Origin of the sequence: Mesoflavibacter sp. CH_XMU1422-2, assembly GCF_037029245.1 — a bacterium.
Lineage (GTDB): Bacteria > Bacteroidota > Bacteroidia > Flavobacteriales > Flavobacteriaceae > Mesoflavibacter > Mesoflavibacter zeaxanthinifaciens.
This window is the reverse complement of the sequence record NZ_JAYMEE010000001.1, coordinates 111,896-124,691: the sequence shown is the minus strand read 5'-3', so window position 1 is coordinate 124,691 and position 12,796 is coordinate 111,896. Positions and strand designations below refer to the sequence as shown.

Annotated in this window: 15 protein-coding genes; 3 read left to right on the top strand and 12 right to left on the bottom strand. The window is 29.4% G+C overall.

Annotated features, from left to right (window positions below; all coding sequences use genetic code 11):
• The 4 genes from WA340_RS00580 to WA340_RS00565 form a co-directional block, all read right to left on the bottom strand.
• Positions 1-1,869, bottom strand: coding sequence for a GmrSD restriction endonuclease domain-containing protein (locus WA340_RS00580; protein ID WP_336126854.1), 1,869 nt, complete (start codon positions 1,867-1,869; stop codon positions 1-3).
• Positions 1,870-1,871: 2 nt separating this feature from the next.
• Positions 1,872-3,350, bottom strand: a complete 1,479-nt coding sequence (locus WA340_RS00575; protein ID WP_336126853.1) for a type I restriction-modification system subunit M — start codon at positions 3,348-3,350, stop codon at positions 1,872-1,874.
• A 481-nt stretch (positions 3,351-3,831) separates the two neighbouring features.
• Positions 3,832-4,557, bottom strand: a complete 726-nt coding sequence (locus WA340_RS00570; RefSeq protein ID WP_336126852.1) for a hypothetical protein — start codon at positions 4,555-4,557, stop codon at positions 3,832-3,834.
• 6 nt (positions 4,558-4,563) lie between these two features.
• Complete coding sequence (locus tag WA340_RS00565; protein ID WP_336126851.1) at positions 4,564-6,057, bottom strand: tyrosine-type recombinase/integrase; 1,494 nt, start codon at positions 6,055-6,057, stop codon at positions 4,564-4,566.
• A 241-nt stretch (positions 6,058-6,298) separates the two neighbouring features.
• Here WA340_RS00565 and WA340_RS00560 point away from each other — a divergent pair, with 241 nt between their 5' ends.
• Positions 6,299-7,330, top strand: a complete 1,032-nt coding sequence (locus WA340_RS00560) for an AAA family ATPase (protein WP_336126850.1) — start codon at positions 6,299-6,301, stop codon at positions 7,328-7,330.
• Here WA340_RS00560 and WA340_RS00555 read toward each other — a convergent pair.
• Genes WA340_RS00555 through WA340_RS00540 form a run of 4 tightly spaced genes read right to left on the bottom strand, consistent with a single transcriptional unit; the run spans position 7,325 to position 8,881 of the window.
• Positions 7,325-7,546: a hypothetical protein gene (locus WA340_RS00555; protein ID WP_336126849.1), complete on the bottom strand. Its 222-nt coding sequence runs from the start codon at positions 7,544-7,546 to the stop codon at positions 7,325-7,327. The genes WA340_RS00560 and WA340_RS00555 overlap by 6 nt on opposite strands.
• A 17-nt stretch (positions 7,547-7,563) precedes the next feature.
• Positions 7,564-8,046, bottom strand: a complete 483-nt coding sequence (locus WA340_RS00550) for a hypothetical protein (RefSeq protein ID WP_336126848.1) — start codon at positions 8,044-8,046, stop codon at positions 7,564-7,566.
• Positions 8,047-8,070: 24 nt separating this feature from the next.
• Positions 8,071-8,250, bottom strand: a complete 180-nt coding sequence (locus WA340_RS00545) for a hypothetical protein (protein ID WP_336126847.1) — start codon at positions 8,248-8,250, stop codon at positions 8,071-8,073.
• The gene (locus WA340_RS00540) at positions 8,234-8,881 is read right to left on the bottom strand and encodes a hypothetical protein (RefSeq protein ID WP_336126846.1); all 648 of its coding nucleotides are present in this window, start codon (positions 8,879-8,881) and stop codon (positions 8,234-8,236) included. Before WA340_RS00540 ends, WA340_RS00545 begins: the two co-directional genes overlap by 17 nt.
• A 101-nt stretch (positions 8,882-8,982) precedes the next feature.
• Here WA340_RS00540 and WA340_RS00535 point away from each other — a divergent pair, with 101 nt between their 5' ends.
• Entirely contained in the window at positions 8,983-9,204 is a 222-nt protein-coding gene (locus tag WA340_RS00535; RefSeq protein ID WP_336126845.1) for a helix-turn-helix domain-containing protein, read from the top strand.
• Here WA340_RS00535 and WA340_RS00530 read toward each other — a convergent pair.
• The 4 genes from WA340_RS00530 to WA340_RS00515 form a co-directional block, all read right to left on the bottom strand.
• Entirely contained in the window at positions 9,201-10,040 is an 840-nt protein-coding gene (locus WA340_RS00530; RefSeq protein ID WP_336126844.1) for a hypothetical protein, read from the bottom strand. The two genes, WA340_RS00535 and WA340_RS00530, sit on opposite strands and share 4 nt — an antisense overlap.
• 32 nt (positions 10,041-10,072) lie before the next feature.
• Positions 10,073-10,237 carry a hypothetical protein gene (locus WA340_RS00525; protein ID WP_336126843.1) on the bottom strand — a complete coding sequence of 55 codons (165 nt, stop codon included), beginning with the start codon at positions 10,235-10,237 and terminating at the stop codon, positions 10,073-10,075.
• 158 nt (positions 10,238-10,395) lie between these two features.
• Positions 10,396-10,833, bottom strand: coding sequence for a JAB domain-containing protein (locus tag WA340_RS00520; RefSeq protein WP_336126842.1), 438 nt, complete (start codon positions 10,831-10,833; stop codon positions 10,396-10,398).
• Between the two features lie 49 nt (positions 10,834-10,882).
• Positions 10,883-11,275, bottom strand: coding sequence for a hypothetical protein (locus WA340_RS00515; RefSeq protein ID WP_336126841.1), 393 nt, complete (start codon positions 11,273-11,275; stop codon positions 10,883-10,885).
• 284 nt (positions 11,276-11,559) lie between these two features.
• Here WA340_RS00515 and WA340_RS00510 point away from each other — a divergent pair, with 284 nt between their 5' ends.
• On the top strand, positions 11,560-12,795 hold the full coding sequence (locus tag WA340_RS00510; RefSeq protein WP_336126840.1) for a DNA cytosine methyltransferase: 1,236 nt from the start codon (positions 11,560-11,562) through the stop codon (positions 12,793-12,795).
• Position 12,796 lies beyond the last annotated feature (1 nt).

Genomic DNA, 12,796 nt, shown 5'->3' with positions numbered 1-12,796 from the left:
TTAATTTACCTCTTCTAAAGTTTCTACTTTATTAATAATTTCTGTTGCACTTATATCTTTACCTTTTGTAAGTTGTTTTACAGCTTCAATAACATATAGTCCACGTTTTTTTATAAACGCTTCAAAATCTTTAGCTACTTTAACTTTTTTAGTTTCCTGACTTAAGTTTTCGTAACCTCCATTTTTTAACTCTTCAATAGGAATTAAGTGTGATTTTAATCTTGAATTTACAATATCTTCACTTGTCCAGTCATATCGCTCTTTTAAATAATTAAAAGGCTCTTTATTACTTATATTTAGGTTGGTTTTATCTGTAATTAAAGAACAATTTAGTGCTAGATAACTTTCGATTTCAGCTTTCTTTAAAATATCATCAGGAAATACATGATGATAATGTCTTTTACTCTCTATAAGTTGTTGTCTATTAATTGTAGAGCCATCTGCAAAATCTATAGCACCTAACTTGTTAAATACCGCCATTATACCACGAGCTCTTATATTTTCTCGTTTAGGCCAACCTACTTGAACTAGCTCTTCTATGGTTGATAACGGATATTTATCTCTATTAAGAACAGGAACGTCACTTTCGCAAAAACGTACACCAGATTCTTTTTCTTTGCCAAGAATAACATTCTTTAATGCCATAAAATCATTAAAAGCATGCGATGCTGCAGAGTTTTCATAACGATCTGTAAAGAAGCTAGACCATAAATATTTTCTTAATAATATTTCGGCTTGACCTCTTGCGTCTAAACTCTCTGGTATATGAGTATATAGAGCTGCTATTACAGCTAAAACAGCATTGGTAGGTAAACGTTTTTTATCGTATATACCTTGACCTTCTAAAAATGCTGCCATTTTTGACAGTCCTGCAACCATTTTATCCCAGTCGGCAATCATAGTGTCTTTTTCCATATCCCACATACCGCGTTGATTAGGTAGCTTGTCTTGCATTAATGCCGAAGTAGCAAGAATTAAAAATGGTAATTCAAAGTAGAATTGCACATTAGGATGTTGTGTTTCTATTTTTTGTTGATAATCGTCTAAAGAAACACCTTTAACACCTTCTATTTCAGCACGAATTATATCGTATTGAGATAATGGTTTACTATTTGTATTCATATTGATAAATACTTGTAAGGCTGTATCTTTTGTTGTTGTAGAAGGTAATGCTAAATAAGGAAGATTAAAATGCGCTATTGTTTCTCTAACATCTCGAATAATTTTTAAAAGATTTTGTTTATCATTCATCCAAGCCTCAAATTGCTTTTCGTAATCATTATCTCCTATTTTAGGTTTTTCATCCATAAGAGCATCATTCACCCAAGTTTCGTATTCTCCAGAAATATCACCAGGTCTGAATAATTGCATAGGCACAAAACCTCTTGCTAAAGTCTCTTTAGGGTTTTCAACCCATAATGGTCTGAGCCTATTTTTTTTATCTATCCATCTTCCTTGAAAATATACTGCAAACTCATTTTCTTCTTCTTCAATATTGTCACGATACAAATCATATTCAGGCAGGTATAGAAAATAAGTTTCTTGATTATAATTATTGTGTAAAGCTCTCCATAATGCTGTTAAGCGTTGCTGCCCATCTAATAAGTGTTCTGTAACTCTTCCTCCAGTTTCTGGTGCTGTGACAAGGTATCTTGAAATGAATTGCTCTTTGTCTACATTTAATAATAAGGTTACACCTAATGGAAGATTTTGAATAACAGTATCTAATAAACTTAAAACACGTTTTCTATCCCAAGCTTGATGTCTTTGAAAACGAGGTAATTTAATTTCTCCATTTTCCAACTTTTGAAACCAAACTGAGATTGGACGATCTTGCGCATTACTAGATGGCATTTTTTTTAAATTCATAGTTATATAAATTCTTTCAATATTTTTTTAAACTTATCTTCTGCTTCTTGACTAGCTTTCCATGCTTCTTTTAAATTAGAAAGCGCTTCTTCTACACTAGGTAAATTATCTTCGATTATTTTCTCTACATACAATGGTATATTAAGATTGAAATCATTTTCTTCTAAATCTTTTATGCTAGCCACTTTTACATAATTCTCGACATCTTTACAGTCAGTGTACCATTCAAAAATTTGATTTACATGTTCAGGCTCTAAAAAATTTTGTGCTCTACCTACTTTAACTTTATCGGAACCATCAATAAATAAAACTTTGTCTTTTTTATTAGCTTCTTTGTTTTGTTTAAACACCATTATACAAGCTGCTAACTGCGTACCGTAGAAAATATTTGGTCCAAGACCTATAACCGCTTCTAGCAAATCTTGTTCTATAAGTGCTTTTCTTATCTTGCCTTCAGCACCTTTTCTAAACAAAGCACCATGTGGTAACACAACCGTCATACGCCCAGTACTATTCATGGATTTAATCATATGTTGCACCCAAGCCATGTCTCCGTTACCTTTTGGCGGCACACCAGCGACATTTCGTCCATAAGGATCATTTATCCAGTTTTCTGCGCCCCATTGTTTTAAAGAGAATGGTGGATTAGCAATTACGCAGTCAAAAGTTTTTAAGCCATCAGCTGCAAAAAAAGCTGGTTGTCGTAAGGTATCGCCTCTAGCTATCTGAAAATCTTCAATACCATGCAAAAACATGTTCATTCTAGCAATAGAACTTGATGTAAGGTTTTTTTCTTGACCATATAATTTAAGCGTACGATAATCTTCGTTATTTTCTTTTAAATGATCTACACATTCTAATAGCATACCACCAGTACCGCAAGCAGGATCATAGATAGTTTCACCTTCGTGAGGATCTAAAATTAAACCTAAAAGATGTACTACAGAACGTGGTGTATAAAACTCCCCAGCTTTTTTATTAGTTAAATCTGCAAAGTGTTTAATTAAATATTCGTAGGCATTCCCTAAAATATCTGGATCTACTAGCGAGTTGGATAGGTTGTATTGCGAAAAATGTTCTATTAGGTCGATTAATAAACGGTCTGATAGTTTATTCTTATTACTCCATTGTGCATCACCAAAGATTCCATAAAGTGACTCTTGATTAGCTTGCTCAATTCCTCTAAGTGCTTTTTCTATTGCAAGACCGACATTAGTTGTTGTCTCTCTTACGTCTTTCCAATGACAATCGTTTGGGATTTCAAAACGGTGAAATTCTGGTAATGAAGCATATTCAATATCTCCATCGGATTCTTCCAATGCTTGTTGATATTCTTCATCATAAACATCTGATAACCGTTTAAAAAATAATAATGGGAAAATATACACTTTATAGTCTGAAGCATCTACTGGACCTTTTAGTATCCATGCAGCTTTAGACAAGTATTGTTCTAGTTGTGAAAGTGTTAACTTGTTCTTCATTTATAATAATTTCAATCTACAAAAAACCATAATTTATATAATGAAAATTAAAATCAAACATAATAATTATCTTTATTTATTTATTACGGTTTCCCTCAATAATAATTTATACCCAATATAAAATATATTTAAACTTTATGATTATTGATTTTTACTTTTAAATAAAAAAGTTAGATTTTCATTCATAATATAATAGCGCTTTGATTTTCTCCTTAAAGAAGTATTGGTTGCCATAAAACTAAAGAAAATCTTCAAACGCTGAAAGTTAATTCAAGTCTATTTTTCTATAATTCTTACTAAACCAAAATAACATAAACAAATCCCTTTTTGAAAACCAACATTAATTCAACAAGAATCAACAATATTCAACAGCAATTCAACAAGAATCAACAGAGGATCAACGATAAATCAACAAGATTCAACAACTAATCAACAAAAATCAACAGCGGATCAACAAGAATCAACAGTGGATCAACAACAATTATACATCCAAATTAAAAACACGCTTTAGTATATAACTTTCAGCTTCTTGGTTAGCTTTTTCTTTTATGGCTTGTATTTTTTCTTTCTTTAATTGCGATTTTGACTTTTTAACCTCTTCTTTTTTGTCATCAATTAAAGGTTGCTGTTTTGTTTTAAAGTCTTCAGCTTTTAATTCTGGAATTTTTGAATTTGGAAAAGTAGCATTTAAGTCATTTAACCTTTTTTGATTTAACCAAGAATTTATATTTATTGGCGGAAAATTGTAAGGACTAAATTTAGAATCAAATTCTTCTTTATGTTTAATTAAATAATGATATTGATTTTGGAAAGAAGTTTTAATCGAAGTATTAGCTTCTGGTATATCTATATCAATATTATTAAAATAATACTCAGCTATATAAATTACTGCATTAAGAGAATCTGTATATTTTTCTAATATGTACTTAAAATTATCTTTGTTATGCTGTCGTTTTAAATTATTTAAATCAAATATATTTTGACTTAACAAAGATGATTTACCCATAAGCATAAAAAGCTCGGTTACTGTAGGTTCTTTGTCATAACCCTTTTTGTCAATAATAACGATTTTATTAACCAAATTCTGAAAAAACGTATCACCTTCTTTATTTATAAAATTGACAAAACGTTGAGGCACATATCCTATTGAACAACATATTAAACCTAAGTTTAATTTATTATATATTTCACTTAAATTTTGATCCATTGATTTTTAAAAATAATTTGAATAGTCTTCTGGTAATTCTACATCCATTTCACGAAGATAAAATTCCAACGCAGTCATAGAGGTATGACCTGTAATTTGCATTAGCTGACTTTTTGCTTCATGCGGTGATGAATTTTCTTTTAATGCTCTATATAATTTAGTTATAAATGTGTGTCTAAAACTATACAAACCATATTCTTTCCCTAAATTAAACTTATCTTTTACCACTGTTTTAAAACGAAGGCTATATTTACCTCTTTTAGTATCCTCTGATGCATTCCAATAACCGCCTAATTTTTTATAATTAAAAAGAAACTCATCCTCCTTAAATTGACTCAAATCTGGTAAATCATTAATAAGTATCGATGGAATAATTTTAGTTTTTAATGGCTTATTTTTTGCTTTAAAAGAAATTGTTCTGTTCTTTAAGTTAATATCTCCAATTTTTAATCGGCACACTTCTATTGGTCTTAAAAAGTTATACGCCACAAATTTTATAAATAAAAGTAATATTGGATCAGCTTTTTCTAAATAACCAAAAATTTCTTTTATCTGCTCTTCTGTGTAAGTTTTGTTTCTTACCGAATTAGTTTTAAGCTTTTTTATCGAAACTATCTCATTAGTCTTTAAAATATCATTATCTACTAACGTTGAATAAAAACTACTAATACTTGCTTTATAATTATTTCTATTTCTAGATGAAGAGTTTAAAAGCACCTTGTTTAAATATTTAATCACAACAGATTTATCTACCTGTTCAATGTACTTTAAATGTTTTTGTTCTTTACGTAACCAGTCTTTAAATCGTTTTATGTGACTTGAATATGTTCTATAACTAGTAACTCTTAACGACTTTTGTTTTATCCTATCATCTAGGTTAAATGCATCATCAATTAAAGTTTTCCCTTTATTATCTTCAACTTCTTTTTTTGATGTTGAATTAGACGCCTCTTTTATCTGGTTTCCTTCGGTTGCTGTACCCGAAACAGTTTTGGTTACGTCTTGGTTAACTTTGGTTAAATTTGGTTGTGCATTACCCTTTTCAATAGGCTTCACCTCTTCCAAAACACCAGTATTTACTGTACTTGAACCAACATCACTATTATTATTTACTGTAGTTAACCTATTTGGTTTTTCTGGTTGCGGTTTTGGTTCGTTTTTGGTTGGTGTATTCAGTCTTGTATGCAGTTCTGTATTATCTTCATATGGACTGTAACCTTGCTTTAAAAGTTTTAATAAAACACGCCTATAAATAGTTAGAACTGCTAAACGTTCTTCTTTCGTTTTATAGGTGTTTGCATCGCCATATATTGGCGTTTGTCTAGTTAGCTTTCCTGTTTCAGGATTTCTGTAGGAAAAATACACGTACCATCGTTTTGATAGGTCGTTGTTTCCTAAGTAAATTTTTGGTTCAGAATATTGTTGTTTCATAGTCAAATCGTATGCACTTTCGTATGCACTTCTGTATTCACTTTCAATTAACTGCTGAAAATTAAGCATAAAAAAACGGTTTGTGAGGACACAAACCGTTGATTTTATTAGTCTAAAGACTTAGTAGCGGGAACTGGACTCGAACCTGTTCCTTCTCTATATTGATTATTAACTTCTTACAAAAGCTATTCAAAAAAGGTTACCTAATAGTATGCCTTTTTATTCGAATTATTCTACTTTTGAACTGTCCTGTCCACTATATAACATAATGGACATTGTACAGTCATGTCCTATTTATAATATATAATGTATGGATAACACAAATTTTAAGGACTCCCCTTATTCTGGTTTAAAATTATACAAAAATAATTACAGTAGTATTCCTACTTTGGTAGAACCACTTTTTCCACTATCAGGAATAGTATCATTAGTTGGTTCTTCTGATGTTGGTAAAAGTACCTTTTTAAGACAATTATCAATCTGCATAGCTTTAGGATTTGACAAATTCTTAGGATATAAATTGAATTGTAGAACTAACAATGTAATATATGTTAGTACTGAAGATGACCCAAACTCAATTAGTATCGGATTTAAAAAACAAGTAGCAAATATTCAATCTGATATAGATGAAGAGAAACTTAACAATTTACTCTTCTTATTTAATCCTGAAGAACTTCATAAGAAATTAGAATCAATATTAGAAAAAACACCAGTTGATTTAATAGTTATTGACACATTTACTGATGTATTTAGTGGTGAAATAAATGCTAGTACAAAAGTTAGAGAATTTCTTAAAATCTATTCTGCAATTGCCCTAAAATATAATTGTTTAATTCTATTCCTACATCATACTGGTAAAGGTTCTGAAAAGAAAAGAGCTGACAAAAATAATGTTTTAGGTTCTCAAGGATTTGAAGCTAAAATGAGGTCTGTTATAGAATTAAGAAAACATCACAGAGAAGAACAAAAACGCTTTTTACATATTTTAAAAGGCAATTACATTAGCTCTAAAGAGAAAAGTACAGCTAAAGTGATAGAGTTTAATGAAGAAAGTCTTCTTTTTTTAGATGAAGGACAATCCATTAATGTCTCTGCTTTACAAAACCAAGGTATTCCTGAAAAAGACCTCATTATTCCTATTATTATTGAATATAAAAAGAAAGGAATATCTTTAAGAAAGATGTCTGAACTTTTAAAGGAACAAGGTTATAATGTTGGAAAGACTACTTTAAGTAATTGGATTAAGGAATATGAATCTGAAATGGAAATTTCAAAATCTAGTTATGATGATATTGACCTAAGTGAAGACACTGATAATGATGAAGACGCTATAAAATTATAAATCTAAAAAATAAATAACTTTAGATAATATATCTGCATTATAATACAAGTGAACTTTCTTAACTCTAACATTAAATAAACTCATTTCTCTTTGTTCTATAAATTCATAAACTAAGTATTCATTATTACCCTGAAATACTGTCTTCACATATTTTAAATCAAACTCATAAAGTTCATACTGTTCTCCTATTCTAAAAGGGAAAATATTGGTTTTCATTTTTTAAAAACATTGCCCTATTTAAATTGAAGTGATTCGTATAAATTCAGAAACTTAATTGTATTTCTAAAATCCTTTTTATCTACAAAGAGTTCTAACTTTTTATTTAAGTGAGAAAACACCTTTAAATGATTACCTTTCTCTTGATAGTCCAAATATCCAATTGAAAGATGCACTAACTGTCCATAGTAAAACTCTTCATTAGTACCTAGCCACTTCCCTACTTTTACAGTATCATTATTAATTGAAGTGTAAATCTCTAATTGTTCTTTACAATAAGATTCAAACTTATGGTATCTTGATACCTCTTCTAACTGTTCAAATAAATCTACAAACTTATCTTCTGCTCTTGCATAATTGGATAAAGGTGGCAATTCACCTTCTCTAAGTGATTTCAAATAATTGTACTTGTCTTGGTATTTGAGTAACCAAAATTCAATTTTATCTAATGAAATAATACTATCAGTAGAAAGAGATATTAATTCTTTAATAGATTTCAATTTAGTTTCAACAGTATTAAATTTTTATTTATCAGAATTTGAATCACCTGTAATTACAAAAATAGCAATGCAAACACCTATAACTATCACAGTATAAGCTATGATTTTTACAATAAGGTTATCTATTGAAGTTAAATTGTAAGCTACATATAGAACTACTAAGAATAAACCTATCTTTAGAGTATCTTTATTTAAGTCGCTCATGGAAAGTAATATTATGTGCAACCTTAACATATTCTCTAAAAAAGTTCTCTAAAGTCTTATCCTCAATATCTGAATAAAATACTAATGACTTCTCATTAAAACTATCTTTCTTTTTAAAGTAGATGTAGTTTTTCTGCTTTGTATTACTCAAGACTATTTCATCAAAAAAGAAAGTATGACTTTTTCTTTTAAGTCCACTTAGCTCATAGATATAACCATTACTAATTATTAGAGCTTTTGGATAAGAAATAATAAACACTAAGCTACCAAACAACTTATAAACAAAGACTAGTATAATTGGAACAGTTATTAATAAACCTAACTCGTTACTTATGTAGTTATTCTTTTGAAGAAAATCTATCAGCCAAAACAAAATTATGATTCCTATTAAATAGGGTAAAAAGCCTTTAAGATTATTAAGTATTTTTTTAAACTGATAATTGAAATCTCTGTTTTCAAAGTGGAACTTCTTTTTATTGGTTTTCACTTTGTCTTGTTCATAATTGATTATTTCAAAAGGCTTATTAACTGCCTCTTCTAAGTCAATAGCAATTTGCTCATTAAACTTATTATCAAGTTTAAACTCAGCTTTTTCAACAGCATCATATGCTGTAATTCGCTTTAAATTCATAATTAATTAAACGTTTTAAATTCAAAAATAGTTATTTATCATATATGATAACCATTAAGTTATCATAAACAACAACTTTGTTTGTCAACCTATTAAAAGAAATGACAGACAAAAGAAAGTTACAATTAGCTGTTGGTAAACGGATTAAAGAGTTGAGAGAAGAAAAGAAGATTCAGCAACAAGATATTGCAGCAGCATGTAACATAGAAAAGTCTAACTTTAGTCGTATTGAAGCTGGTAATACTAACCCAACAATTTATACATTAAGTAAAATTGCTGATAAACTTGAGGTTAGTCTTTCAGAATTATTAGAATTTAACTAGTATTCTATTTGAGAGTCCATTTTTTCAATTAACTCTCTAGATAGGCTATAAGGGAACTTATCTATAAAACTATAATAAGCCACCTTTTTAATAGATGTTACATCTTTTAAAGTTTTCTTATCAGAATCACATAAAACAGCAATATCTTCTTTAAAATAAGATAAAGGTTGGTTTAACCTATTTACATAAGTATCTATATTATTTTCAATATCTAACTTACCTTCTTCTTTAGCTAAAAACAAAGTTTCAAAAATTTTTAAATACTCATTGAAATAGACACCTTGATTTCTTGAAATAGCTTTTGTAAATTCTTTATCAAAAAGCCCTGTTTCATTCAACCATTTATTGAGTGTTTTCTTTGTAGTACCAAATTCATGAGCAATATCCTCTTTAGAAATTGAAAACTGTTTAAATAAAGACATCATCAACTCATCATCTGTAATTTCTTCATTTTTCTTTATAAAGATTGTTTTAACAATAATAGATTTTAGACCTTCTTTATCATTTAAAATTGCATCAACTCCTTCTTGATTGGTTATTAATTTTTTAAGTTCAGGAACTTTTTCTTTTATGCTTCTAAAACTTCTAATAAGACCAGAAATATTATTAAAGTTTAGTTCTGAAAACAAAGCATTAAAAAAGTCATAATTAACCTCTTTTTTAAAAGCCTCAATAAACTCTTCTTCTGAATTAGTTTCATCCTTTAGAGCCTGTAGCTTATTAATAGCGTTTTCTTTATTACCATCCCCTAATAAATAAACAAGTGTGCTATTTAATAACACACTTGTTCTTTTTTTAGGTAAAGAATTTATTTTTTTCCTAATCTTGTTTATCACATGAGTAAACTTAGATTATAAAAATATAAAAACTATTTAATTAATGCTTGTAAATAAGCTATTTCATTATTTCCTGCTCCCCATTTATCTCTACATGCATTAACTCCTCCCAGTGGTTTCCAGCCTTTTTCTATGTGCTTATTAACTGCTTCAATTAAGTAACCTAAATGAATTTCTCTTAAAACTAAATATTCCATTTTTTAAAAATTTAAATTGTTATAAGAGCAAACTTAATACTGTTCAAATTCATCAATCTAAATTCTCCCTGATGAAATTAAAAAATGGCTATTAATATATATCTGAACAATTCTAAATTGTCATATTTATAGCCTTAAAGAGTGGTTTGTAACTTCATTCATATTTGTGATTCATCTACAAAACTATAATATCCTTCCCTTGATAGTATAATATGGTCAAGGACTTTGACATCCAAATAGCTTCCTGCTTCTTTAAGTTTTTGTGTCAACCGTATATCAGCTTCACTAGGTTTTAAATTCCCTGATGGATGATTATGCGCTATTATTATACTTGAAGCGTTACACTTTAAAGCAACACTAAAAACTAATTTAGCATCCACTATTGTCCCAGATACGCCGCCTTTGGATAAAGGATAGATTCCTAAGACTTGGTGGTTTCTATTTAATAGTAATACCTTAAATTCCTCTTGTAACTCAATGGTTTTCTGAGACCAACAAGACAAAAACAGTTCATAACTATCCTTACTGTTAGTAATCTTTACTTTATCTCTATTACCTGAAGTGTAAGAGACTTTTATTTCCTGTATTGTATACATAATTCAAAAAAAATAAATGCCCAAAACCATTAGTCTTGGGCATGTGATTTTAACTAGATAGTAATGGATGATGTTCCTCACTTGCAGTTTCACTAGGAACAAAATCGTCTATTGTGGACTCACTCATATCATTTCTTCCTGATGGTGTTTCAGGAACATATTGATACCTATGAGATAATTGAATAATCTCACCTGTTTCCTTGATTGTGTAATCATAAGGGTCACATTCAATTTTGGCTATTTCACCAGGAATTTCACTTCCTAATAGTGCCTTACAGGTTTCTTCATCAAATGTTGATGAAATGGATGCTTTTCTTGCAGTAGCGTAGAAGTTATTAGTTTCTCTACTTTGCACTAATTCTACACCACCTTGAATGATTAAAGCAAAGAATACATTGCCTTCATCAGATTCTCTTTGTTGATAGTTAACAATTCGTACCATGATTTTAAAATTTTTGAGTTGAACATTTCTTTTAGTAAAACAACATCTTAAACTATCAGAAAAGGAACAGCTATCACCTTGTTCATTTTTTCTTGACGACTAAAAAATTTTGTTTTATATACAAAGGGGTGGGGATTCCCCTTTGCTCAAGTATAGGTGAGGGTATTTAGAAGGTGATGCGTGTTTGAATTATATTTATTTAAAAAAAATAAAAAAAAATCGCATTAAAAATTGGTTTGAATAGTTAAATTTTTAATCTTGTTTCAAAATATAGCACATACAGAATGATTAATTTTATTGATTTATTTTCAGGAGCAGGTGGTTTATCAGAAGGCTTTATCAAAGCTGGATTCAATCCAATAGCACATGTAGAAATGAATAAAGATGCTTGTGATACTCTAAAAACAAGAACTGCCTACCACTACCTGAATAATAATAATAACATAGATATATACCATAAATATTTAAAAAAGGAAATAACTAGAGAAGAGTTTTGGAATTCAGTACCTCAAAATTTGATTGACTCAGTTATCAATACCGAAATTTCGAGAAAAACTCTAAAACCAATATTCCAACAAATAGATTCTTCTCTAGGAGACAAGAATGTTGATTTAATTATTGGAGGACCACCTTGTCAAGCTTATTCCATTGTAGGAAGAGCTAGAGACCCTAAGGGAATGGTAGATGACCCTAGAAATCATCTTTACAAGCATTATGTTGGCTTTTTAAAAAAGTATCAGCCTAAAATGTTTGTGTTTGAAAATGTTCCAGGTATCCTATCTGCTAGTAATGGTACTTTTCTAAAAAAGATTTTCAGTGCAATTGATAGAGCTGGTTATAAAATAGAAATCCCTTCAACAAAACATCTTAACTCAAAAAACTTTAATGTCTTACAAGACAGAAAAAGAGTTATAATGATAGGCTGGAAAAAAGGTTGTAAATTAAAGTATCCTGATTTTGAAGAAAAACAAATTAAATATAATCTTGGTGAAAGTTTGTTTTCCGATTTACCTAAACTAAAACAAGGAGAAGGTTCATTAGGTGTTGTTAAATATGCAAAACCAATAACTGATTACTTACAAGAAACAGGTATCAGAAATGGAATTGATTTTACTACTCAGCATATTGCTAGACCCCACAATGAAACAGACTTAGAGATTTATAGAATAGCAGTCAACTTACTTATCAAAAAAGGTAAAAGATTAAACTATGCTGATTTACCTAAAAGACTAATTAAACATAAGAATACTACTTCATTCACAAATAGGTTTCAAGTTGTGAACCCAAATGGTATATCAAATACTGTAGTTGCACATATTGCCATGGATGGACATTATTACATTCATCCTGATATAAAGCAAAATAGGTCTATATCACTAAGAGAAGCAGCTAGACTTCAATCATTTCCAGATGACTTCTTTTTTGAAGGTAGTAGGACTGCTGCTTTTAAGCAAATTGGTAATGCAGTGCCTCCTTTAATGGCTGAAGGTATTGCTAACAAAATCAAGGAAATGTTCTAAC